Origin of the sequence: Sphingomonas sp. Leaf62 (assembly GCF_001421915.1) — a bacterium.
In the GTDB taxonomy this organism is placed as follows: Bacteria; Pseudomonadota; Alphaproteobacteria; order Sphingomonadales; family Sphingomonadaceae; genus Sphingomonas.
The window spans coordinates 75,918-100,472 of the sequence record NZ_LMLN01000006.1 but is presented as its reverse complement, the minus strand read 5'-3'; the positions used below and the strand labels follow the sequence as shown (position 1 = coordinate 100,472).

The following is a 24,555-nucleotide window of genomic DNA, read 5'->3' as shown; positions in this document are numbered from 1 at the left end:
ACTAGTCGGCATTCCAAGATCACGATCACCTTTACCGCAATCCGCACCGACGCGGCATCCGGCAGTCGCTGCGCCCGCAGCGGCACGATCGAGCTCCGATCCGCCAACGCCGATTCTCCATCCCGCCGGCATCAACGCCACCGGCCCCGAACCCTTGCCAACCCGATGACCCCCCGCCAAACTCGCGCGGACGATTAGCGGGGACCCGATATGCAGCCGAACTGGATCATCCTCGCCGCGCTTCTCGCCCCCGTCCCCGCCGCCGCGCAGGAAACGCCCGCCAATCTGCCCCCCGCCATTGCCGGCAATGCGCAGGGCGATGTGTCGGTCACCATCTATAACGGCGATGTCGCGCTGGTGCAGGACGTCCGGCAACTCGATCTGAACCGCGGCACGGTGCGACAGGATTTCCCCGACGTCAGCGCACAGATCCGTCCCGAAACCGTCTCGCTGGCCGTTCCCGACACCCGCATCGTCGAACAGAATTTCGACTTCGACCTGCTCTCGCCCTCCAGCCTGATGGAAAAGGCGGAGGGCGAGACGATCACCCTGTTGCGTACCAATCCCGCCACCGGTGCCGAAACGCGCGAGCGAGCCAGGGTGCTGGCGGTCAATGGCGGGGTCGTGCTCCAGATCGGCGACCGCATCGAGGTGCTGCGCGACGACGGCCTGCCGGTGCGCGCGATCTTCGACAAGGTACCGCCGTCGCTGCGCGCGCGTCCGACCCTGTCGGTGACGCTCGACAGCAGCCGTGCCGGCACGCGGCCGGCGACCCTGTCCTATCTCAGCCGGGGATTGGGCTGGAAAGCCGATTATGTCGCGCTGCTCGACCGCAAGCGCGGCACGATCGACGTGCAGGGCTGGGTCACGCTCACCAACACCACCGGCACGACCTTCGCCAATGCCCGCACGCTGCTGGTCGCGGGAGAGGTCGGGTCGAACGACGAGGACGGCCTGTACCGTCCGCAACGCCCGCGCGCGCGGATGCAGGCCGGGACCGAAAGCGCGAACCGCGAACAGCTCGGCGACTTCTATCTCTATCCGCTGCCCGAACGCACCACCATCGCCGACAAACAGACCAAGCAGGTCAGTTTTCTCGACGTGAAGGGCACGCCTGCGACCAGCGGCTATCGCTTCGTCAATGGCTGGCTGAACACCGCCGAAAATCCGCGGAGCGCGCAGACCATCGTCCGGTTCAGCAACGCCGCGCAGGGGGGCCTTGGCGACGCGCTGCCCGCCGGCACCATCCGCGTCTATCTGCGCGACGCGCGCGGCCAGCCGCAATTCACCGGCGAGGCGGCGATCGATCACACGCCGCAGGGATCGAAGATCGCGCTTGCCACCGGCGACGCCTTCGACGTGAAGGTCCGCCCGGTCGTCGAAAGCCGCACCCGGATCGGCAGCAATCGCTGGCAGACGAAAATGCGCTACACGCTGACCAACGCCACCGCCGCGCCGGTGACCGTCGAGCTGGTACAGGGCGGCCTCGACTGGAGCGACACCCGCATCGTCGAACAGAGCCGCCCCGGCGAACGGATCGATGCCGGACAGACGCTATGGCAGGTGCCGGTCCCCGCCAACGGATCGGCGGTCGTCACCGCGACGTTCGACACGCGCTACTGATGCCGGCGTTCGGTGGCCGTTGGCGCAGCGGGGAGGTCGCTTCGGGCGAGCGATCTGCCCGCGAGGTATCCGACGCGCCGGTCGCGGTCGCGTTGCCGGCGACCCGGACCCGCCCGGGCGCGGTGCGACCGTGCTCGCCAGCGTACCCTCACGCAGGCGGTTGGCCAGAGCTACGGACGCAAGTGGTTGTATTGGCCGGCTCCGCTCCACCGCCCGCACGAGACCCCTGCGAACGCCACGAACGGAGCCAATTCCGCACCGTACCCCGACAAAGGCGAGATCGTTGCGAAAGTACTGGTTCCTGCCCCCTGCCGTACTCCCGCGCAGGCGGGGGTCCAGGGTTCCAAACGCAAACCGATGTTCTGCCTGGCTCTGGACCCCCGCCTGCGCGGGGGTACGGCGCGTTTGTGGCTAAGCCTGCGACGTTCGCTGAGGTTTTGCCTTCGCCGGGGTACGAACCAGCGGCGTTCGCAATGATCGCCCCCGTGCCGAAGGACGCCGACAACGCCCCGCAGGAACGGGCCGCCCAAAACGGTCCCGAACCCGTCCGAGCCAAAGACCGCGAAAAACGCCACCGGTCGCACCGCACCACGCGGCGTCGGCTCACGATCGCAACCCTCCCGCTGCTCCTCGCCACCCCCGCCCTCGCGCAGCAACTGCCGACCACGACCTCCCCCGCCCCGACGACGGTCGCGGTCACCATCTATCGCGCGCCGTATCGGCCGGCGCAGGGTGCGATGAACCTGCGCAACCTCGACGGTTATGCGCTGGTGACCGAGACCCGCCGCGTCAAACTGCCAAAGGGCCGCGCCGTGCTCCGGTTCGAAGGGGTGGCGGGCGGCATCATCCCGGTCAGCGCGGTGATCGACGGCCTGCCCGGCGGCACGGTCGAGAAAAACCGCGACGCGCGGCTGCTCTCGCCCGCCGCGCTGGTCGACGGCACGCTCGGCAACCGGGTGACGTTGCGCCGTACCGACCGCGCCACCGGGACATCGCGCGAGGAACCGGCGACCATCGTGTCCGGTCCCGTCGGCGGCGTCGTGCTGCGCACCGCGAACGGCGTCGAGGCGTTGGGGTGCAGCGGCCTGCCCGAATCGCTGCGCTACGCTCGCGTACCCGCCGGCCTTGCCGCCAAGCCGGTGCTGAGCGTCACCACCGACAGCCCGTCGAGCAGGACCGTCACCGTCCGCCTCTCCTACCTTGCCAGCGGTTTCAACTGGTCGGCCAGCTATGTCGGCACGCTGACGGGCGACCGGCTGAACCTGTTCGCATGGACCACGCTCGCCAACGGCAATGCCGAGGGGTTCGCCGGTGCCGAGGTGCAGGTCGTGGCCGGACGGCTGAACCGCGAACGCATCGCGCCGGTCGAGGACGCGGCGACCCGGCTGCAACTGCGCTGCTATCCGTTAGGTACGACGACGTCGGACCTGCGCGAGGCGACGTTCGAACCGGCGGAGGAGATCATCGTCACCGCATCGCGGATGGCCGTCCCACCACCACCACCGCCGCCCCCGATGCCGGCCCCACCGGCACCGCCCGCCCCGGCGGCACCCGAAAATCTCGGCGACCTGAAACTCTACCGCCTGCCCGGCCGCACCACCGTCGCCGCGCGGGGTCAGAAACAGGTCGCGCTGCTGCGGCAGGACGGGGTGCGCTATGCCCGCCTCTATCGCCGCCGCATTCCCGTCGGCCAGCCGCTCGACGCCGCGGCGGTCGACATCGTCCTGCGGGTGAAGAACGAGAAGGCGGACGGGCTCGGCATCGCGCTTCCCGCCGGCACCACCGCGCTCTACGCGCCGCGCGGCGACACCGCGCTGCTGGTCGGTACCGGCACGATGACCGACCGTGCGGAGGGGGAGACGCTGCTGATCGCCGCCGGCAGCAGCCGACAGGTGCTGGTGAACCAGACCCGCCTCGACGATCGTTCCGCGCGGCTGAGCGTGACCAACGCGCGCAACGTCGCGGTCGATGTCGAGCTGCCGCTCGGCTGGCCGAACTCCGGCGCCCGGGGCGATGGGCTGACGACGATCGACGGCATCCCGACATGGCGGACGACGCTGGCCCCCGGCGCAACGGCGACGCTCGACTACCGCTTCTGAACCACGTTCCCGCAGCCGCCCGCGCGATAACCGTTCGCGTCTTCCGGCACGCTGCCGCACTTCCTTGCGGGCGAGACCCCCTGCGAAATTGCCGATGGCCGATCATCTACCGTACCCCCGCGCAGGCGGGGGTCCAGGGCCCCGAACGCGAGCGATAGTTTCGCTTGGCTCTGGCCCCCGCCTGCGCGGGGGTACGGAGAAAGTCAGGTTCCGGTCAGGACCTCCGCAAAGACTTCGCACGACGCGAAGGCAGCTTGCGGGGCGCCTGCACTACTAACCCGTTGAAAATAAATAACCGAACCGCCGCCACACCCCACAAATCGTGCAACCTTCGTCAACTTCCCGCCGTCGCCGCCATCGTCACATAATCGAGCTTGCCCGTCCCCAGCACCGGCAGCGCCGCCACCACCCGCACATCGCGGGGCAGTGCCAGTTCGGCGATGCCGTTCGCCCGGCCCCATGCCGACAATGCGCCCGCCCCCGCGCCAACCTGCGTCGTGAACAGCACCAGCTGCTCGCCCTTCCGGGCATCGGGCCGCGTCACCACCGCATGTTCGCCCTGTGGCCAGACCTTGGCGGCATAGCCCTCGACCGCCGGCAGCGAGACCATTTCGCCGCCGATCTTGGCAAAACGCTTCGCCCGTCCCCGGATCGTCACGAAGCCGGCATCGTCGATGGTGACGATATCGCCGGTATCGTGCCATCCGTCCGCCGGCGGTTGCACCACGCCGGGTGCCTCGACCTTCAGATATCCGGCCATGACGTTCGGCCCGCGGATCGCCAGCCGTGCGCCTTCGGTGATGCCCGGCACCGGTTCCAGCCGCGCCTCGATCCCCGGCAGCAGCCGCCCGACACTGCCCGCGCGGAAGTGCATCGGCGTGTTGACCGCGATCACCGGTGCCGCCTCGGTCGCGCCATAGCCTTCGAGGATGCGCAGCCCGAACTTCTCGGCATAGGTCGCCCGCGTCTCCGGCCGCACCCGCTCCGCCCCGGCAAAGATGTAGCGCAGCGCATAGAAATCATAGCCATGCGCCATCCGCGCATAGCCCGACAGAAAGGTATCGGTCCCGAACAGGATCGTCGCATTGGCGTCGTAGGCCAGTGCCGGCACGATCCGGTAATGCAGCGGGCTGGGATACAGCACCGTCTTCACCCCCGACAGGATCGGCAACAACGTGCCGCCGGTCAGCCCGAAGCTGTGGAACACCGGCAGTGCGTTCAGCACCGTATCCACCCGGTTGAAATCGATCCGGGAGGAGAGTTGCAGGCAGTTGGCCAACAGGTTGCGGTGGGTTAGCACCACCCCCTTGGGCACGCCCTCCGACCCGCTGGTGAACAGGATCACCGCGGGCGCGTCCGCCGACACCCGCAACCGCCGGTGCAGCCGCCCCGCCATCCGCGACCGCACCAGCGCAACGAATTTCGCCCCCGCGCCGATCCCCTCGCGAATTTCCTCCAGATAGCGGATTGCGATCCCGTCGCCGACCAGCGCGGCGACGACCTCGCCCAGCTTCGCCTGCTCGACGAACGCTCGCGCGGTCACGATCGTTCGCACCTGCGCCGCCGTACACGCCACCCGCAGATTGGCGAGGCCGGCGGTATAGTTCAGCATCGCCGGCACCCGCCCCGTCGCCTGCAACGCGAAGAAGGTCGCGACCACGCCGCCCACGTTGGGGAGCAGCACGCCGACCGCCTCGCCCTGCGCCGTACCCGCCGCCAGTGGCCGAGCCAGCGCCTGCGTTCCGGTGACGAGGCGGTCATAGGTCAGCGGCACGCGCTGCACATCCTCGACCACGGCCATCCCCGCACCATGCAGGTGCCGCGCATCGATCAGTGCGTCGTACAGCGTCCGGTCGGTGTCGGACGTGGCGAAGATCATTGCGCTCATCACGTCGTACAGCTGCCGCCCGGCGATCGCCCGCCGCTCGCGCGCGCTCAATCCCTGTGGCAGGTCGAAGCGGCGCGGCGGCAACACGGTCAGCTCGATCCTCGGGAACCAGTGCAGCCGCGCCTTGCCCTTCAACCGGCTGAAACGGGTATATTGCGCCCCGTCGATCCGTACCGGCACGATCGGCGCATCGGCACGGTCGGCGACCATGCCGGGTCCGTCGAACACCTTCATCAGTGCGCCGGTGACGGTGATCCGGCCTTCGGGAAAGATCACCAGCGTCCGCCCCTCGCGCACCGCCTTCACCATCGCCTTGGCCGACATCGGGTTCGTCGGATCGACCGGAAACGCGTCGAACAGTTTCAGCAGCGGCTGCATCCACCATGCCCGCGCAAAGCGGCTGTGGATCGCGAAGGTCGGCTTGCCCGGCAGGAATGCGGCCAGCAGCAACCCATCGAGGAACGACACATGGTTGACCACGACCACCGCCCGCTCGCCCGGCAGCGGCATGTTTTCCGCGCCGTGCACCTCCACCCGGTACGCCAGCCGCAGCGCGCCGCGCACCACGGACTTGAACACCGTTTCGGGCAGCAGCCAGCACGAGATCAGCGCGATCGACAGCGTCGCGAACCCCAGCGCGCCGAAAATGCCGGGCACGCTGCTCCCGCCCGCCAGCATCGCCGTCACCACCGCCACCATCACGACCGTGACGATGGCGTTGATGATGTTGTTCGCGGCGATGATCTGCGACCGCTTCTCGGCCGGGCTCCACGTTTGGAGAATGGCGTAGAGCGGCACCACGAACACCCCGCCGCTCAGTGCAATACCCGCCAGATCGATCAGCAGATGCCAACTGCCCGAGGTGGCAAGGAACGCAGCGACATCCGCGCCCGGCGTTTCGACCACGAACCGGCCCGCCGTTCCCCACGCATCAATCAGGAACACCGCCAGCCCGATCGCCGCGATCGGCACATAGCGCGCCGACACCTCGCCCTTGAGCAGCCGGTTCACCAATAGCGATCCGACCGCGACGCACAGGCTGAACACCGCGAGGAACAGCGTGACCACCTCCGGCGCGGCGTTGAGCGTGCCCGCAACCAGTGGCGCGAATTCCGACAGCACCACCGCCCCGACCGAAAAGAACCAGCTGATCCCGAGGATCGCCAGCCACACCCCGCGCCCGCCATGCGCCGCGCGCAGGATCGCGGCGGTGCTGCGAAACGGGTTCAGGTCGATCCGCAGTTCGGCCACCGCCGGGGGCGCCGACGGCACCGCCAGCGCCGCCACGAACCCCAGCACCGCCACGCCGAACGCGACCAGCCCGGCCTCCCATGGCGGAATGACCCCGCCCAGCAACTGCCCGGTCAGGATCGCGATGAACGTCCCCGCCTCGACCAGCCCGGTGCCGCCCATCAGTTCGTGGGCGCGCAGATGCTGCGGCAGGATCGAATATTTGACCGGCCCGAAAATGGTCGAATGCACCCCCATCAGGAACAGGCAGGTCAGCAGCACCGGCACCGATTCGAACCAGAACCCGACCACCGCCAGCGCCATGATCGCGATCTCGGCCGCCTTGACCGCGCGGATCAGCCACGCCTTGTTCCACGCATCCGCCATCTGCCCGGCAAGGCCGGAAAACAGGAAATAGGGCAGGATGAACAGCCCCGTCGACACCGTCGCCAGCGTTGCCGCCCGAGCCGGATCGGCCCGGTACAGCGTGAAATTGGCGAGGAACAGCAACGCGAATTTCAGCAGATTGTCGTTCATCGCCCCCAGGAACTGGACGACGAACAACGGGGCGTAGCGGCGCTTGGTCAGCAGCGAGAAATCGGGTGCGGACATCCATTCCCCCATCGGGATTGCCCAACCCGGGAACAGGCACCGGCCCGCCCCCGAATCACGGCGACGCGATCAGCCTAGCAGAAAAATAACAGTGTTCAATAAATCAGTTCGACCGGGTCGGATCGGTCATCGGATCGGCCATCTCGCGGGGGGTCGGCAGGCGTGCGACCGGCAGCGACCCGGTCTGGCGCTCGATCATCCGGTGGACGCGCGGCGGCGCGTCGCCCCGGTGCAGCGCCAGCAACGCGACGCTGTTCGCGTGATCCGCCTCGGTCCGGCGCTGGTTGTGACGGATATATTCGAGCCACGTCGAGACATGATAGCGCTCGATCCACAGCTCCGGATCGTTCAGGTCGCGCAGCAACGCCCAGTGATGCGCGCCGTCGCGGCGGCGGATGCGGCGTCGTTCGTTCATGACGTTCAGGAAACCGACGACGTCCTTCGGCGCGATCCGGTAATCGATCGTCACCACCACCGGCCCCGACCGCGCCTCGACCGGTACTTCGGTATCGGGCGTCTCCCACCCGCGCGGCGCAAGGCTCGCGGTCTCGATATCGCGCAACGGCAGCTTGAACCCGGCGACGACGCCCAGCATCTGCACCCCCGCTGCCGCCAGCAACGCGATATGGACCCCCGATCCTTCGGCGACCGAACCGAACAGCCAGCTGCCGATCGTCATGCCGCCGAACGCCGCCATCTGGTACAGCGCCAGCGCCCGCGCGACGACCCAGCGCGGTGCCGCCATCTGCACCGATACGTTGAAGGTGCTGAGCGCCGACACCCAGCCCGCGCCGGCCAGCACCAGCGCCGCCATCGTCAGTGGCAGGACCGGACTGACCGCCGCGATCGCCGCACCGCTCGCCAGTGCGGTCGCCGCCACGCGGACCAGCCGCTCGGGTGCCCAGCGCTTGCGCAGCCGCACGCTGCCCAGCGCGCCGATCACTGCGCCACCGCCGAATGCGCCCAGCAGCGCGCCATAGGTCAGCGGCCCGCCGGTGACGAGGTCGCGCGCGACCAGCGGCATCATCGCCGGCACCGCACTCGCCGCAACGCCGAACAGCGCGGCCCGGATCAGCACCGTCCGCAGACTTGGCGACATGCGGACATAGCGCACCCCCGCCGCCATCGCGAGGCCCAGCGTCTCGCGCGGCAAGGTGCGCGGGGCGTAATCGGGGTTCCACCGCGCCAGCACCGCGATCAGCCCGATATAGCTGAGCGCATTGGTCAGGAACGCCGCCGCCGCACCCGCCACCGCGACGATTGCCCCGCCCAGTGCCGGGCCGACGCTGCGCGCGATATTGAACCCCATCGAATTGAGCGCGACCGCACTCGGCAACACGCTGCGCGGCACCATGTCGCCGACCGATGCCTGCCATGCCGGCCCATTGATCGCGGTCCCGCAGCCGATCAGAAAGGTGAACGACAGCAGCAGCCACGGGCTGAGCAACCCCATCCACGCGCACACTGCCAGCGCAACCGACACGGTCAGCATGAACCCCTGCGCCGCCAGCATCACCCGCCGCCGGTCGAGATTGTCGGCAACCGCCCCGGCCCAGAGCGACAACAACATGATCGGCAGCGTCGTCGACGCCTGCACCAGCGCGATCATCTGCGGCGATGCCGCCAGCGAGGTCATCATCCACGATGCGCCGACCGACTGGATCAACCCGCCGAAATTGGACGCCATCGACGCGACCCAGATGGCCCGGAAGATCGGGATCGACAGTGGTGAGCTATGCGTCGCCGTCGTGGTCGTTACGGTTGAGGATGCCATGGCCGATGAATGCGTCGCGCGCCGCTTTGTGCCAAGCCGCTTGTGTAGGACCCGCGTGGCGGCGATGGGAAAGCGATGCGCGATCCTTTTACCCTTGACGCGACCGGCGTGACGCTGACGATCCGCGCCACGCCGAAAGCGTCGAAGACGGCGGTGACGGGCGTGGTAGCGTTGGAGGGCGACGCGACCGCACTCGGCCTGCGCGTCGCTGCCCCGCCGGTCGATGGTGCGGCGAATGACGAAGTCGTGCGGTTCGTCGCGAAGCAACTGCGGGTCGGGCGTAGCGCGGTGACGCTGGTCGCAGGGCAGACCAGCCGGGTGAAAAGGCTGCGGATTGCGGGGGATGCGGTGGCGCTGGAAGCGGCGTTGCGGACACTCATCCCTTGATCGTCATTCCCGCCTGCGCGGGAACGACGAAATTGCCTGCTCGTCTTCCCTGTCCACCCCGTCATCCCGGCGAAGGCCGGGATCCATTGTGTCGGGCGCTATCGAAGGAAACGCGACATCACCATGTCCATGGATTCCGGCCTACGCCGGAATGACGGAACGCAGGTCGCTATCCCACCTCAAACGATCGCATGCGGCACGAACCGCGCCAGATCGCGGGTGATCGGCCCGTCATCCTCGCGCACCGACAGCGCGACCGCGTCGTCGCCGACGATCCACGACCCGACCACCGCATGATTGCCGTCGAACACCGGCAACCGGGCCAGCGCCTGCACGACATGGCCTTCCTCACCGTAACCGCCCTCCGGCCCGCGCGCGGTGGCGCTGCCGTCGACCAGTTCGATGTCCCAGCCCTCGCGCGAGAAAATCGGCTTGCGCACATAGGCATCGCCGATCTCCGCCAGTGCCGCCGCGTCGTCCGCAAACGCCGCCGGCAGCAAATTCGGGTGCCCGCGATGCCGCTGCCACAATAACGGCAGGATGCCCTTGTTCGACAGCAATGCCTTCCACGCCGGTTCGAGGAACAGCGTCTTCGTCGCCGCCAGTTGCTTGGCATAGGGTTCGCGCAGCATATCCTCCCATGGATACAGCTTGAACAGCGCACCGATAAGCACGTCGTCGCCATCGACGAACGCACCGTCGCCATCGACGCCGATCCGGTCGATCGCGACGAACGCCGGGTCCAGCCCCGCCTGCCGCGCGACATCCTCCAGATAGCGGACCGTCTGGCGATCCTCGACATGGTCGTCGACCGACGCGAAATGCACGGTGCTGCCCCGCGTGAACAACGCACCGAAGCGTTCGACCAGCGCATCGTGCAGCCGGTTATACTGATCGGCCCCCGCCGGCAGCGTGCCGTCGGCGATGCGATCCTCTAGCCATTGCCACTGGAACAGCGCGGTCTCGAAAATGCTGGTCGGGGTATCGGCGTTATATTCGAGCAGCTTGGCCGGACCGCTGCCGTCGAAGGCGAAATCGAACCGCCCGTATAGCGACGGCGCATGCGCCTTCCACGACGCCGCCACCACGTCGCGCATGTCGTCGGGAATGGCGAGGCGGTGCATCAGCGCCTCGCTGCCGACGACCTCGTCCACCAGATCGCGGCAAAGGCCGTGGAGTTCGGCGCTGGGTGCCTCGATCCCCTGTTCGACCTCGTCGAGCGAGAAGGCGTACCACGCCCCCTCCTCCCAATATTTCTGTCCGTCCTGATGGTGGAACGTGAATCCCATCCGCTCGGCGGTCGCCCGCCAGTCGGGGCGTTCGGCGACCGCGCGGCGTTCCATCAGTCGCGCCCGATCGTTCCGCCGTCGCGCGTCCCGTCGGACAGGCGCGGTGCGTCCTTGGGGCTCGACAGCCGCGCGAGGATGTCGTCGGCGCTCGACGATCCGGGCAACAGCCCCGCCGCCTTCAGCTTTTCGTCGAGGTCGGCACCGGTGCGCATATCCTCCAGCTCGGCCTGCGCCTTGAACTTCTCCTCGCGCACCGCCTGCCGCTCCTTCAGCCGCGCCAGGCTGTCGGCTGCCGACCCCAGCGACGCGGTGGCACCGCCATAGCTGCTGGCGACCGATGCCTGCGCCTTCTGCACGCTCTCGTTCGCGCGGACGACGTCGACCTCGCGGCGCAGCGCGTCGATCTTGCCGTCGCCGGTCTTGATGATGCCGCGGATCTTGTCCTCGGCGGACCGCATGTCGGCGATCTGCGGTGTCTTGGTCGACTGTTCCTGCTCGATCGTCGCGAGGCGCTGTGCGACCTCGCGCGCGAGGTCCATGTCGCCGCGCGCCATCGCCGCGCGCGCCGACGATTCATATTTATCACGCTGCGAGGTGAGCGCCTCCAGCTCCTTTTCCATCATCCGCCGCTTGGCGGTCAGCGTCGCGAGGTCGTCACGCGCCTTCGCCTGCAGCGACCCGGCATCGCGGATCTGTTGGTCTAGGATCGTCAGCGCCTTGGCATCGACGATCGACTGACCGGTTTCGTGCGCGGTGCCGCGCACCAGCGCGACAAGATTCTTCCACATCGACATCGTCCTACCTTCCGTTACGCGGCAAATTCGGTGCGTAGTTCCGACGCCGCCTCGATCGCGTTCTGCGCCAGCACGCGCAGTTCGATCAGTACGGTATGCAGCGACGATTCGACCGACAGCTCACCCACCAGCTCATAATATTCGCGTCCGCCGACTTCCGCGATGGCGAAATTCGACAGCGGCACCAGCTTCTGCGTCTTCAGCAGGAACCGGTTGAACGCGTCGGGCTCCGACTGTTCGTCGACCGGCCACAACAGGGTCGACACGACGATCTGCTCGCCCGCGACCGAGGCGAAGATGGCGAGGTCGCCGACATGATGCATGGTCAGTTTCAGGACCGGTTCGGCCTGCTCGATCCGCTCGACGCTTAGTTCGTCGGCATGATCGGGTCCGCTGAGCGCCTGCGCCAGTCCGGCGATCGTCCAGCTACGGGGTGCTTCGTCCATCCATCCCTCCGAAAAGCCGGCCCGGTGTGTTGGCCGCGCTTGACACCCCAAGCATAAGGCGCGACCAAAAAGCAAGGTGCGGGGGCATGGGCAGGGGATGAAGTCATTCAGTCTCGGCAGGTATCTAAGGCGGCTCTATCTCGCGGCCAGCGAGCTGCACCGTGGCGTGCTGCTCGCGCTGCTGGTCCTGCACATGACCATCTCGTGGGAATTGCTGGCCTTTGCCGGGGAAAGCGACCTGCTGCGCCCCTCGGCCTATCTCTATTGGTATGCGACGACCGCCTCGACGGTCGGCTATGGCGATTTGTCGCCGAAATCGGATGCGGGGCGGATCGTCACCGCGCTGTTCGTGATGCCCGGCGCGATCGCGCTGTTCACCGTGTCGATCGCCCGCGCCTTTGCCGGGGTGTCGGCGCGCTGGCGGCGGCGGCGCATGGGCCTGGGAGACTATAGCGCGATGCGTGGCCATATCGTCCTCGTCGGCTACGACCCCGATCGTACCCCGCGCATGATCGCGGAGATCGTCGCCGACGGGCAGGGGCATGAACTGGTGCTGGTCGCGACGCAGGAACTGACCGGCGACGCCACGACGTATCGCTTCGTCCGCGTCGCCTCGCTGACCGCGCCGGCCGACCTGCGTCGCGCGGGCGTGGCGACCGCCGAACGCGTCATCGTCTATGGCCCGTCCGATCCCGACACGCTGGCGACGACGCTGGCCGTCACCGCGCTCAACGACACCGGCCATGTCGTCTGCTTCCTGCGCGATCCCGACACCGCCGGGCTGCTGGCGGCCCATTGCCCGCAGGTAGAGGTGGTGCTGACCCCGACCGTCGAACTGGTGGTCAAGGCACTCAGCGACCCCGGTTCCAGCCGCCTGATCGCACAACTCGCCAGCCACACCGACGATGGCGGCACGCTGTACGCCACCACCGCGCGCACCGGCGGCAGTTTCGACGATGCCGCACGCGATCTGCGCACCCGCGGCGGAATATTGGTCGCCAGCTGTGGCGCCGGGCAGCATTCGCCGGTATTCGACCCCGACGGTCGGATCGCGGTCGGCGACCGGCTGTTCTACATCGCCCGGACAAGGATCGCGGCATGATATTCGGCAGCCTGTTCGGCGGCAGCGGCGCGCGGGAGGAAACCCCCGGCATCGCGGTGGTCCGCAACATCACCATCGGACGCCAGGTCCGGCTCGACGCGCTGGCATGGCGGCGGCTGACCGGTGCCGCCTTCACCCTCGAGCGCGATACGCTGGAAATCACGGCGCAGGGCGTCATCCGGCTGGACGATGGCAGCCATGTCCACCGTTTCTACACCGACGACGAACTGATGTTGCAGGCGGTCAGCCAGTCGGCGGACGGCTCCGACGCCGATGATTTCACCCTGTTCCGGCCATGGTCGTCGACCTATCCGGTCGACTGGGCCGATACCGGCGCGTTCCGCAATCGCCTGTCGCAACCCGTCTGGGACGAACCCGGCCTCGCCCGCTTCCAGCGCTTCTGGTATGCCGAGGATGACCGCAGCCAGCCGCCGGTCGAATTGTGGGAGGCGGTCTATTACGAACGCACCGGCCGCCCGGTCCGCCAGATCAAGCAGGCCTGCATGCTCTATGCGCGCGACATCGCGCCGGAGGGGCAGGAGTTGCTGCTCGCCATCGCCATGCAGCCCGAGGGCGGCGACCTGACGCACGAGATCATGGTCGGGCTGCCGCTGCTGCCCGCCGAATTCAACGCCTGAACCGGCGACAAGGGGGAACCAGATGACGCTCGATTTCGGCACTTTCCTGAACGGCGCGATCCATTTCATCATCGCGTTCGGGCTGGCCTGCCTGTTCCTCGCGGTGTTCAAGCGGCTGTATCAGATTTCGACGCCCTATGACGAACGCACGCTGATCGCGTCGGGCAATCCGGCGGCGGCGATCGCGCTGGGCGGGGCGATCATCGGCTTCGCGCTGCCCCTCGCCTCCGCGCTCAGCGTCACCGCCGATCCGGTCGAATTCGCCGCCTGGGCCTTGCTGGCCGGCGTGATCCAGATCGTCGCCGCGCTGGTCGTGCGCCGCTTCATCGTCCGCGATATGGTCCGCCGGATCGAGGAGGGCAATGTCGCCAGCGCGATCTACAATGCTGCGACCTCGATCGGGATCGGCCTGCTCAACGCCGCGTCGATGACGTACTGAAGGGTACTTCCATGACCAACCAGCCCCCCCGCCGCAAACGCTCGGTCGCTGCCGGCCTGACTGCCGTCGGCGCCGTCGCGATGCTGTCCGGCTGCGACGACAATAATGAACAGGCCCGCTTCGGCCCCCCGACCGAGGTCGCCGCGTTCCAGAGCGTCCAGCAATGCATCGACAGCGGCCAATATGACCGCGACACCTGCACCGCCGCCCAGCAAAAGGCGGTGAACGAGGATGCGAAGGCCGCTCCCCGTTTCGACAGCCAGCAATTGTGCGAGGAACAGTTCGGCGCAGCGCAGTGCCAGCGCCGCAGCGAAGGCGGGCAGAGCTTCTTCACCCCGCTCCTGACCGGCTTCCTGATCGGACAGCTGCTCAACAACAATTCGTCGCGCTACAATTACGGCGGCCTCTACCGCGACCGCCGCGACCGGGACGGCGGCTGGTACACCGGGTCGGGTGCGTATCTCGGCAATGGCAACGGCTATCGCTACTCGGTCGGCCGCGACGCGATCACCACCCCGGTGACGACGCAGCGCATCCAGACGCGCAGCTCGGTCGTCTCGCGCGGCGGCTTCGGCGGTCGGGTCAGCGCCCGGTCGAGCGGCGGCTGGGGCGGCGGCGGGCGGTCGTTCGGGGGGTAGGATCCCCCGACCCCGGCACGCTTTCGTCATTCCCGCGCAGGCGCGAATCCATGACCGCCGACCTATCGCCTCCGGCCGCAGCGGCAGCGTCTATCGATTGCCGCCTGCCCGGGAATGACGGTCTGGCACCAACCCCGCCACGATCGCCTCCGCCGCCGCCGACACATCGGCCCAAGTCGTCTCGAACCCGGCGGCATCGCCATAATAGGGGTCAGCGACCGCCTGCCCCTTCCGCCCCGGCACCACGTCCATCAACAGCCCGATCCGCGCGACCGCATCCTTGGGCGCACGCCGCCGCACCTCCGCCAGATTGTCGCGATCGAGCGCGAGGATGTCGGTGAAGCGCCGATAGTCCGCCGCCTCGACCTGCCGCGCGCGATAGCCCGAGATGTCGATGCCATGCGTGAGCGCCACCGCCTGCGCACGCGGGTCGGGCGGATGGCCGACATGCCACGCCCCGGTTCCGGCCGAATCGACCTCGATCGCCACCCCCGCCCGCGCCGCCGCGTCACGCAACGCCGCCTCCGCCAGCGGGGAGCGGCAGATATTGCCGAGACAGACGAGCAGGAACGAGCGGTTTTCAGTCATTACCATCTCCAGCTTTCTCCGTTCGGTTCGAGCAGCTTCGAGCCTGTCGAGAAGCGTCTGTCGAGAACTGCGGCGTTTGGGGCAACCCCTTCTCGACTGCGGTTCTCGGCAAGCTCGAACCTGCGCTCGAAGCGAACGGGAGAGGTAAAGGTGTGCGGCGTCACGAAACCCATGGCATCCCCCGCCCCCTTGCGCCAAAAGTATCCCAAACAGGGGAGAGGCCGATGGCGACAGCAGCAACCACACCGATCGCACCGACGACGGCGCGCGAGTGGATCGGTTGGGCGGCGGTGGCGATCGTCGGCGCGGTCGCGCTCGGCTGGATCGCGCTGATGCGCGGTGAACCGGTCAATGCGCTTTGGATCGTGGTCGCGGCGCTGTGTGTCTATGCCATCGCCTATCGCTTCTACGGCCTGTTCATCGCCACCCGCGTGCTGCGCGTCGATCCGTCGCGCCCGACCCCGGCGGTGCGGCGGAACGACGGCCTCGACTATGTCCCGACGCACAAGGGCGTGTTGTTCGGCCACCATTTCGCTGCCATCGCCGGCGCAGGGCCGCTGGTCGGCCCGGTCCTCGCGGCGCAGATGGGCTATCTGCCCGGCACCCTGTGGCTGCTGGCCGGCGTGGTGTTCGCCGGGGCCGTGCAGGATTTCCTGATCCTCTATTTCTCGGCGCGGCGTGACGCGCGCTCGCTCGGCGACATGATCCGCAGCGAAATGGGGCTGATCCCCGGCACCATCGCGCTGGTCGGCGTGCTGATGATCATGATCATCCTGCTCGCCGTGCTGGCACTGGTGGTGGTCAAGGCGCTGACCGGCAGCCCATGGGGCACGTTCACCGTCTTCGCGACCATTCCGATCGCGGTGCTGATGGGGCTGTACGGCCGCTTCCTGCGGCCCGGCAAGATCGCCGAAATGTCGGTGATCGGCTTCGTCCTGCTGATGGCGGCGATCGTCGGCGGGGAGCCGGTCGCCCATTCGCCGGTCTTCGCGCCGATGTTCACCTATTCGGGGCCGGCGCTGGCGCTGATCCTGATGGCGTACGGCTTCGTCGCCTCGGTCGCCCCCGTCTGGCTGCTGCTCGCCCCGCGCGATTATCTGTCGACCTTTCTCAAGATCGGGGTAATCGCCGGCCTCGCACTCGGCATCCTGATCGTCCGTCCCGACCTTCAGATGCCGGCAGTGACCCATTTCATCGACGGCACCGGCCCGGCCTTTTCGGGCAAGCTGTTCCCGTTCCTGTTCATCACCATTGCCTGTGGTGCCGTGTCGGGCTTCCACGCGCTGATCGCCAGCGGCACCACGCCGAAAATGATCGCGAGCGAGGCCGATCTGCGCTTCATCGGCTATGGCGCGATGCTGACCGAAAGCTTCGTCGCGATCATGGCGCTGATCGCGGCCTGCGTGCTCGACCCCGCCGTCTATTTCGCGATGAACGCCCCGCCCGCGCTGATCGGCACGACGGCGCAGAGCGCGGCGCAGGCGATCGCGCAATGGGGCTTCGTCGTCACCCCCGACATGCTGACCCAGCTGGCGCGCGACGTCGGCGAAAGCAGCATCCTGTCGCGCGCGGGCGGCGCGCCCACGCTGGCGGTCGGCATGGCGCACATCCTGTCCCAAGTGATCGGCGGGCCGGCGATGATGGCCTTCTGGTATCACTTCGCGATCCTGTTCGAAGCGCTGTTCATCCTGACCACGGTCGATGCCGGTACCCGCGTCGCCCGCTTCATGATCCAGGACCTGCTCGGCAGCTTCATTCCGGCGATGAAGGAGACGCAGAAGCTCGGCCCCAATCTGATCGGCACCGCGCTCGCCGTCGCCGCATGGGGCTATTTCCTTTACAGCGGCGTCACCGATCCGCTGGGCGGGATCAACACGCTGTGGCCGCTCTTCGGCATTTCGAACCAGATGCTCGCCGCCATCGCGCTGATCCTGTCGACCGTCCTGCTCTTCAAGATGAAGCGCGACCGCTATGCGTGGGTGACGATGGTCCCGACCGCATGGCTACTGATCTGCACGCTTACCGCCGGCTGGCAGAAGCTGTTCGACGCCAATCCCAAGATCGGCTTCCTCGCCCATGCGCAGGTGTTTTCCGACGCACTGGCCCGCGGCGAGATCCTCGCCCCCGCCAAGACGGCGGCGGAGATGCAGCGGATCATCCTCAACGACCGTATCGACGCCGCGTTGTGCGTGCTGTTCGTCGTCGTCGTGCTGTCGGTCCTCGGCTACGGCATCGGCGCGATCCGCAAGGCGAAGGCGGCGGCGACACCCACCGCGCAGGAGGTCGGCGATGCGCTTCCTGCATAGGCTGGCGGAGGGCGCGCGGTTGATGGTCGGCGTGCCCGATTACGACCGCTACGTCGCCCACCGCGCGGCACACCATCCGCACGAACCGGTCATGACCCTGAAGGAATTCCACCGCGACCGCGTGGCCCGGCGCTACGGCACCGGACCGGGAGCGCCGCCGCGCTGTTGTTGAGAGACTGCCCTAACCACAACCGTACCCCCGCGCAGGCGGGGGTCCAGAGCCAACCAAGCTACGATCGCTTATGCCGCCCTGGACCCCCGCCTGCGCGGGGGTACGCCTTCTTCGACGGTCGTCCTTAATCCCGGATATTCCGCCGAAACGTCTCCGGCAGGAACAGCACCCCCAGCACCAGCGTCACCACCGCCAGCACCACCGGATACCACAGGCCATAATAGATATCCCCGGTCGCTGCGACCATCGCAAAGGCCGTCGTCGGCAGGAACCCGCCGAACCAGCCATTGCCGATATGATAGGGCAGCGACATCGACGTATAGCGGATGCGGCTGGGGAACAGTTCGACCAGCAACGCCGCGATCGGGCCATAGACCATGGTCACCAGCAGCACCATGAACCACAGGTTCAGGATCACCAGCGGCTTGTCGATCGCTGCCGGATCGGCCTTCGCGGGATAGCCGGCCTCCGCCAGCGCCGCTGCGACCTCGCCCTGATAGGCGGTGATCGCCGCCGCCCGCGCCGCCCCGGTCACCTCCGCCGGATCGGGTGCGACCAGCATCCGGTTGCCTACTGCCACGCTAGCGATCGTGCCCGCCGGTGCCTCGACATTGGTATAGCTGATGCCGTTCTTCGCGAGATAGGATTTGGCGATGTCGCAGCTTTTCGCGTCGAACTTGTTGCGGCCGATCGGATCGAACTGCACCGAACAATCGTCGTCATGCGCGCTGACCCGCACCGGCGACGCCGCCTGCGCGCTGGCAAGCGCCGGATTGGCGGCATTGGTCAGCGCGCCGAACAGCGGGAAATAGGTCAGCGCCGCCAGCGCGCAGCCGGCCATGATGATCCATTTCCGCCCGATCTTGTCCGACAGCCAGCCGAAGAACACGAAGAACGGCGTCCCCAGCGCCAGCGAGATCGCCAGCAGCACGTTCACCGTCGCGCCATCGACCTTCATCATCTTTTCGAGGAAGAACAGGACGTAGAACTGCCCGGTGTACCACACCACCGCCTGGCCCATCGCCGCGCCGAACAGCGCGATCAGCACCAGCTTCAGGTTCGGCCAGCGCAGGAACGCCTCGGTCAGCGGCGCCTTCGACGTCTTGCCCTCTTCCTTCATCTTCAGGAACACCGGGCTTTCCGACAATTGCAGCCGGATCCACATCGACACCGCCAGCAGCAGGATCGACACGAGGAACGGCAACCGCCACCCGAAGGAACCGAACGTCTCCTCGCCCAGCATCGTGCGGAACCCGATCACGACCAGCAGCGCCGCGAACAGCCCCATGGTCGCCGTCGTCTGGATGAAGCTGGTGTACAGCCCCCGCTTCCCGTCGGGCGCATGTTCGGCGACATAGGTTGCCGCGCCGCCATATTCGCCGCCCAGCGCCAGCCCCTGCAAAATGCGCAGCGCGACGAGGATCACCGGGGCCGCGACGCCGATACTGGCATAGGACGGCAACAGCCCGACCGCGAAGGTCGACAGGCCCATGATGCCCATCGTTACCAGGAACGTGTTCTTGCGCCCGACCAGATCGCCGATCCGCCCGAACACCAGCGCCCCGAACGGCCGTACCGCAAAGCCGGCGGCGAACGCCCCCAGCGCGAGGATGAACCCCGTCGTCTCGTTCACGCCCGAGAAAAACTGTTTCGAGATGTATGTCGCGAGCAACCCGTACAGATAGAAGTCATACCATTCGAACACGGTGCCCAGCGACGACGCGGCGATCACCAGTTTCTCGTTCTGGCCCTTGGGATGGTCCCCGGCCGTCGTTGTTCCCGCCATGGCGGCATCCTCTCCTAAAAACCGGGCGCGATCGATCGTCGCACCTCTCCGCCGCACCAGTGTCATCCGCGTGGTGCAAGGCGACCAGTACGACCTTGGTCGTAGGCGCAAGCGACTTGACGCGCCCCCCCGCGAGCAAGGATCAAGGGCGCCAGGAGAGAAGCATGACCCAGACGATTCACGCGGCCCGCCACGACGATGCCGCGCGAGTGACCCCGGCCGACTATGACGCCCGCTACGCCGCATCGGTCGCGGACCCGGACGGCTATTGGCGCGAGGGCGGACGCTGCATCGACTGGTCGCGCCCCTATGCGACGGTCAAGGACACCTCGTTCGACGAAGCCGATTTCCGCATCCGCTGGTTCGCCGATGGCCAGACCAACGTCTCGGTCAACTGCCTCGACCGCCATCTCGCCACCCGCGGCGATCAGACCGCGATCATCTGGGAAGGCGACGAGCCGGGTGAGACGCGCAACGTCACCTATCGCGAACTCCACCAACAGGTCTGCTGCTTCGCCAACGTCCTGAAATCAAAGGGCGTGAAGAAGGGCGACCGCGTCACCCTGTACCTGCCGATGATGGCCGAAGCGGCGGCGGCGATGCTCGCCTGCACCCGCATCGGCGCGATCCATTCGATCGTGTTCGGCGGCTTCTCCCCCGACAGCCTCGCCAACCGTATCGTCGATTGCGACAGCAAGCTGGTCATCACCGCCGACGAAGGGTGTCGCGGCGGCAAGCGCATCCAGCTGAAGGCCAATGTCGACAAGGCACTGGCCCACGCCCCCGGCGTCGAGACCGTGATCGTCATCCGCCGCAGCGGTGCCGATGTGCCGATGGTCGACGGCCGCGACCACTGGCTCCACGACCTGCTGCACGACGCCTCGCCTGACTGCCCGGCCGAACCGATGGACGCCGAAGACCCGCTGTTCATCCTCTACACCAGCGGCTCGACCGGCAAGCCCAAGGGCGTGCTCCACACCACCGGCGGCTATCTGGTATGGGCGCACGCCACCTTCCGCGACGTGTTCGACTATCGCGATGGCGAGGTCTTCTGGTGCACCGCCGATATCGGCTGGGTCACCGGGCACAGCTATGTCGTCTATGGCCCGCTCAGCAACGGCGCGACCACCGTCATGTTCGACGGCGTGCCCAACTATCCCGACCATGGCCGCTTCTGGGAAACGATCGACCGGTTGGGCGTCAACATCTTCTACACCGCCCCCACCGCGATCCGCGCGCTGATGCGCGAGGGCGATAGCTGGGTAACCAAATCGAGCCGCCAGTCGCTGCGCATCCTCGGCAGCGTCGGCGAACCGATCAATCCGGAGGCATGGGACTGGTATCACCGCGTCGTCGGCGACCGCCGCTGCCCGATCGTCGATACCTGGTGGCAGACCGAAACCGGCGGCATCCTCATCTCGCCGCTTCCCTATGCCACCGACCTGAAGCCCGGCAGCGCGACCAAGCCGCTGCCCGGCGTGCAGCCGGTGATCGTCGATGCCGAGGGCAAGGTGCTCGACGGTGCAGCGCAAGGCAATCTGTGCATCGCCGATAGCTGGCCCGGACAGATGCGGACGGTGTGGGGCGATCACGACCGCTTCTTCCAGACCTATTTCACCACCTATCCCGGCAAATACTTCACCGGCGACGGCGTGCGCCGCGATGACGACGGCTATTACTGGATCACCGGCCGCGTCGACGACGTCATCAACGTCAGCGGCCACCGCATGGGCACTGCCGAGGTCGAAAGCGCACTGGTCGCGCATCAAAAAGTTGCCGAAGCCGCCGTCGTCGGCATGCCCCACGACATCAAGGGCCAGGGCATCTACGCCTATGTGACGCTGAATTCGGGCGAGGAACCCTCCGACGACCTGCGCGCCGAACTGCGGACATGGGTCCGGCAGGAAATCGGCCCTGTCGCCACCCCCGACGCGCTGCAATTCGCGCCGGGCCTGCCCAAGACCCGCTCGGGCAAGATCATGCGCCGCATCCTGCGCAAGATCGCCGAGAACGACACGTCCAACCTCGGCGACACCTCGACGCTAGCCGATCCGAGTGTCGTCGACACGCTGGTCGCAGAGCGTATCCGGCCGGCATGAGGATCGAAGTACCCTAGAACCGATCGACATTCAGCGATAACCACGAAATTTCGTCATTCCCGCGCAGGCGGGAATCTATAAACGCCGACGGTTTGGCTCGATCCGCGACGCTGGCGTATAAGGACTGCCGCCTGCGCGGGAGTGACGAAAGGGGATCGAACGCTATTCCTGCGCCCAGCAAACTGAATGTCGATCCCGCCTAGAATCACCCTGACCCTTCCGCGGCGTTGCCGCTCCCTCCCTCTCCCACTGGGACAGGAAAGGGACCCGCCCGGCGCAGCCGGGTGGGAAGGGTGAGGGTGACGGCACGACGACCCGAAAGGATGTGATGACCGCCCCCACCATCCTCATCGCCGACGACCACCCGCTGTTCCGGCAGGCCCTAACCCTCGCCGTCACGCAGGTCCGCCCCGACGCCCGCATCCTCGAAGCCGGCTCGCTCGACCGCGCAGTACAGGCGGTCCGCGACGCAGGCGACCTCGCCCTCGTCCTGCTCGACCTGAACATGCCCGGCGCGGTCGGCTATAGCGGCGTGGCGCTGCTCCATGCCGAGGCGCCCGACGTCCCGATCCTCGTCATCTCCGGCGCAGACCGGACCGCCGCCTACGCACAGGTCGCCCGCTTCGGCGCGGTCGGCTTCATCGGCAAGGACGCCCCGCTGGAGCAGATCGAAAACGCCATCGCCGCCGCCCTGTCCGGCGACCGCATGGCACCCGACGACGGCCCGCAAGACGACATCGCCGCCCGCGTCGCCGCGCTCACCCCGACCCAGTTACGCGTCCTGCTCGGCGTTCTCGCCGGCCGCCTCAACAAACAGATCGCCCACGACCTCGGCATGGCCGAAGCCACGGTGAAGGTCCACATGACCGCCGTGCTGCGTAAGCTCGACGTCGGCAACCGCACACAGGCGGCCGTAGCAGCGCGGGCACTCGGGCTGGAGGTAGCGGGATAGGGTCGGCGAACGGGTTGTCGAAAACAAACGGCACGCGAGACAGCCGAGGCGTTCTCCTTGGGATCGAGAAACGGGAATTTTGCGATTGCTCGATTGGCCTATCCGCAACTAGCCAAAGGGTATTGCAACAAGCCGACTTGCTCCAACATCAAGGATGAAATCGAATTTACCGAGAAATCCGGTTCCCAAGAGGCCGTCTGCGCCTGTAGCAATACGGTCACCAACAGCAACACCAACGCCATCGGCGCTGATCTGACCGACCTTTAGAGTGGCGTCTTGTACGGATCGGCTTGGACGTAGGACCCCATCAGCAGAACTTATCATGCCCTCATTTGTTGGCGACCCGGATGGGATCACCCTTTTCCACGCTTCTTCCTTAAGCTGTACGACACCATTGAAACCCAAGTCGATAGATAGAATCACGGGCTTGCCGTTGACCTCGGCCGTCAATTGAGCCCCATTTTCCAATGGAATAATCGCAGCCCGGCCCTTCGGAGTTATGTCGCCAGTTTTCGCGAAAATGAGTGTCTTGTTACTAAATGCGACTAATACGCAAAGTTTGTCGAGATAGTCTCCTCCGATAACGGCATCAATCGGATGACCTACGGTATTCGAAAATGACTTTAGATCAACTGACATAGCCGCCCAAGACAGTATGAGCTGACCTGGTACATCAATCCTCATACCCTCAACAAGCCGTTCCGAAGCCGATACTGGGCCGAGATCAATATTGTTTACGACAGGTCCGATCTTTAAACCGGCAGTCTTGGCAAAACCGAGGTCGATTACGGTGTGCGCGAAACCATTGTCGAGCATGGCCCAACCGGCCCGCCCGTTTATCTTGACCTCAAGTAAAATAATACCCTTGAAACTATGGAACGGCGTCGGTGCTGATTGCTGAACCGGCAATATGTTAACGGTATGCTCAAAGTGGGAAACCGAGGGGTTACGGGGTGAAGTGGCTTGCTGAACTGGAGCCTGTGCCTGAAGACTAGCCGCTGAGGACAGCGCTACCAATGAGGCAAGTACGTTAATACGCAAAAACTCCTCCCCTTCTGTAATCGATCGGCATATTGTTGCGCTCTCGCACTTGTGAAGCAAGGGCTGTGTAGCACGGCCTCGACAATGCCAGTCAAAGCAAGGGCTTGAGTGTGAGACACTTGCCGTATGTCTGACGGCAAGTCCTTTACCGTTTGGGAAGCTGTGGCGAGAATCCGGCCGCACCGATCGCGTTGACGGACGCCTGCGGGTGTCGTTTTCCCGAAATCTGTTCCCGATTCAAAATTCCCGAAACCACTATGCCACCATGGCGAAACGGGAACGACGGGAGCCGCAGGAATACCGATCTCACTCGCCGATCACTGCTGCGAAGATGGCGACCGCCAACCATCCTCCCGTCCCTTTCCTACAGCCGCATCCTCTGCCACCCTCACCTCCGGCTCTTTCTCCCCGCTGCAACCTACTGCACACCACGCCACCGATGCGCGACGCAGCGCAAAGCGTGGCGAATGTGACCTTTGTGACCTTTGGCGGTTTTCCTTGGGTTTTCCTGCCCGCTGCAACCTGCCGCGCACGAGACCACCGAAACGCGACGTGGCGCAAAAACGCGGCGAGTGTGACTTTCGTGACCTTTGGCGGTTTTCCGCGGGTTTCACGACTGGCCACGGGCAAAGCCCGCGTCGTCGGACGGCGC

The 24,555-nt window shown here is 66.6% G+C and carries 19 protein-coding genes; 11 read left to right on the top strand and 8 right to left on the bottom strand.

The genetic code is table 11. The annotated features are described in order from the left end of the window. The first annotated feature begins 210 nt into the window (after positions 1–210). Both ASE91_RS04775 and ASE91_RS04770 read left to right on the top strand, forming a co-directional pair. Positions 211–1,623 (top strand): DUF4139 domain-containing protein, encoded by a 1,413-nt coding sequence (locus ASE91_RS04775; protein WP_056623287.1) that lies wholly within the window; start codon positions 211–213, stop codon positions 1,621–1,623. Between the two features lie 473 nt (positions 1,624–2,096). After that, positions 2,097–3,722: a DUF4139 domain-containing protein gene (locus ASE91_RS04770; RefSeq protein WP_056623284.1), complete on the top strand. Its 1,626-nt coding sequence runs from the start codon at positions 2,097–2,099 to the stop codon at positions 3,720–3,722. A 334-nt stretch (positions 3,723–4,056) separates the two neighbouring features. Here ASE91_RS04770 and ASE91_RS04765 read toward each other — a convergent pair whose 3' ends face one another. Further along, a complete protein-coding gene (locus ASE91_RS04765) occupies positions 4,057–7,452 on the bottom strand; it encodes an acyl-[ACP]--phospholipid O-acyltransferase (protein ID WP_235530318.1) in 3,396 nt (1,131 codons plus the stop codon). A 103-nt stretch (positions 7,453–7,555) separates the two neighbouring features. Next, positions 7,556–9,226, bottom strand: coding sequence for an MFS transporter (locus tag ASE91_RS04760; protein ID WP_056623281.1), 1,671 nt, complete (start codon positions 9,224–9,226; stop codon positions 7,556–7,558). Between the two features lie 75 nt (positions 9,227–9,301). On the opposite strand from ASE91_RS04760, the gene ASE91_RS04755 reads away from it, so the two are divergent. After that, entirely contained in the window at positions 9,302–9,613 is a 312-nt protein-coding gene (locus ASE91_RS04755) for a DUF167 domain-containing protein (RefSeq protein WP_056623278.1), read from the top strand. Positions 9,614–9,792: 179 nt separating this feature from the next. On the opposite strand, the gene ASE91_RS04750 is transcribed toward ASE91_RS04755, so the two are convergent. The 3 genes from ASE91_RS04750 to ASE91_RS04740 are packed head-to-tail and all read right to left on the bottom strand — an operon-like array spanning position 9,793 to position 12,142. Continuing rightward, positions 9,793–10,956, bottom strand: a complete 1,164-nt coding sequence (locus ASE91_RS04750) for a glutathionylspermidine synthase family protein (protein WP_056623275.1) — start codon at positions 10,954–10,956, stop codon at positions 9,793–9,795. Then, complete coding sequence (locus ASE91_RS04745) at positions 10,956–11,696, bottom strand: PspA/IM30 family protein (protein ID WP_056623272.1); 741 nt, start codon at positions 11,694–11,696, stop codon at positions 10,956–10,958. Before ASE91_RS04745 ends, ASE91_RS04750 begins: the two co-directional genes overlap by 1 nt. 14 nt (positions 11,697–11,710) lie before the next feature. After that, positions 11,711–12,142: a YjfI family protein gene (locus tag ASE91_RS04740; RefSeq protein ID WP_056003279.1), complete on the bottom strand. Its 432-nt coding sequence runs from the start codon at positions 12,140–12,142 to the stop codon at positions 11,711–11,713. A gap of 97 nt (positions 12,143–12,239) precedes the next feature. On the opposite strand from ASE91_RS04740, the gene ASE91_RS04735 reads away from it, so the two are divergent. The 4 genes from ASE91_RS04735 to ASE91_RS04720 are packed head-to-tail and all read left to right on the top strand — an operon-like array spanning position 12,240 to position 14,959. Continuing rightward, entirely contained in the window at positions 12,240–13,244 is a 1,005-nt protein-coding gene (locus ASE91_RS04735; protein ID WP_056623269.1) for a potassium channel family protein, read from the top strand. Further along, entirely contained in the window at positions 13,241–13,882 is a 642-nt protein-coding gene (locus ASE91_RS04730; RefSeq protein WP_056623267.1) for a DUF2491 family protein, read from the top strand. Before ASE91_RS04735 ends, ASE91_RS04730 begins: the two co-directional genes overlap by 4 nt. 22 nt (positions 13,883–13,904) lie before the next feature. Next, entirely contained in the window at positions 13,905–14,321 is a 417-nt protein-coding gene (locus tag ASE91_RS04725; protein WP_056507464.1) for a DUF350 domain-containing protein, read from the top strand. Between the two features lie 11 nt (positions 14,322–14,332). Continuing rightward, positions 14,333–14,959, top strand: coding sequence for a DUF1190 domain-containing protein (locus ASE91_RS04720; protein ID WP_056003267.1), 627 nt, complete (start codon positions 14,333–14,335; stop codon positions 14,957–14,959). 90 nt (positions 14,960–15,049) lie between these two features. Here the strand turns inward: ASE91_RS04720 and ASE91_RS04715 are convergent, their stop codons facing one another. Beyond that, the gene (locus ASE91_RS04715; protein ID WP_056623262.1) at positions 15,050–15,547 is read right to left on the bottom strand and encodes a low molecular weight protein-tyrosine-phosphatase; all 498 of its coding nucleotides are present in this window, start codon (positions 15,545–15,547) and stop codon (positions 15,050–15,052) included. A 224-nt stretch (positions 15,548–15,771) separates the two neighbouring features. Here ASE91_RS04715 and ASE91_RS04710 point away from each other — a divergent pair, with 224 nt between their 5' ends. After that, on the top strand, positions 15,772–17,853 hold the full coding sequence (locus ASE91_RS04710; RefSeq protein ID WP_056623259.1) for a carbon starvation CstA family protein: 2,082 nt from the start codon (positions 15,772–15,774) through the stop codon (positions 17,851–17,853). After that, positions 17,837–18,025, top strand: coding sequence for a YbdD/YjiX family protein (locus ASE91_RS04705; protein ID WP_056623256.1), 189 nt, complete (start codon positions 17,837–17,839; stop codon positions 18,023–18,025). Before ASE91_RS04710 ends, ASE91_RS04705 begins: the two co-directional genes overlap by 17 nt. 124 nt (positions 18,026–18,149) lie before the next feature. On the opposite strand, the gene ASE91_RS04700 is transcribed toward ASE91_RS04705, so the two are convergent. Beyond that, complete coding sequence (locus tag ASE91_RS04700; protein ID WP_056623254.1) at positions 18,150–19,811, bottom strand: MFS transporter; 1,662 nt, start codon at positions 19,809–19,811, stop codon at positions 18,150–18,152. Between the two features lie 164 nt (positions 19,812–19,975). Here ASE91_RS04700 and acs point away from each other — a divergent pair, with 164 nt between their 5' ends. Both acs and ASE91_RS04690 read left to right on the top strand, forming a co-directional pair. After that, positions 19,976–21,910, top strand: a complete 1,935-nt coding sequence (gene acs, locus ASE91_RS04695; RefSeq protein ID WP_056623251.1) for an acetate--CoA ligase — start codon at positions 19,976–19,978, stop codon at positions 21,908–21,910. 328 nt (positions 21,911–22,238) lie between these two features. After that, the gene (locus tag ASE91_RS04690) at positions 22,239–22,862 is read left to right on the top strand and encodes a response regulator (RefSeq protein WP_056623247.1); all 624 of its coding nucleotides are present in this window, start codon (positions 22,239–22,241) and stop codon (positions 22,860–22,862) included. Between the two features lie 108 nt (positions 22,863–22,970). On the opposite strand, the gene ASE91_RS18655 is transcribed toward ASE91_RS04690, so the two are convergent. Further along, on the bottom strand, positions 22,971–23,903 hold the full coding sequence (locus tag ASE91_RS18655; protein ID WP_156357662.1) for an aspartyl protease family protein: 933 nt from the start codon (positions 23,901–23,903) through the stop codon (positions 22,971–22,973). Positions 23,904–24,555: the final 652 nt, after the last annotated feature.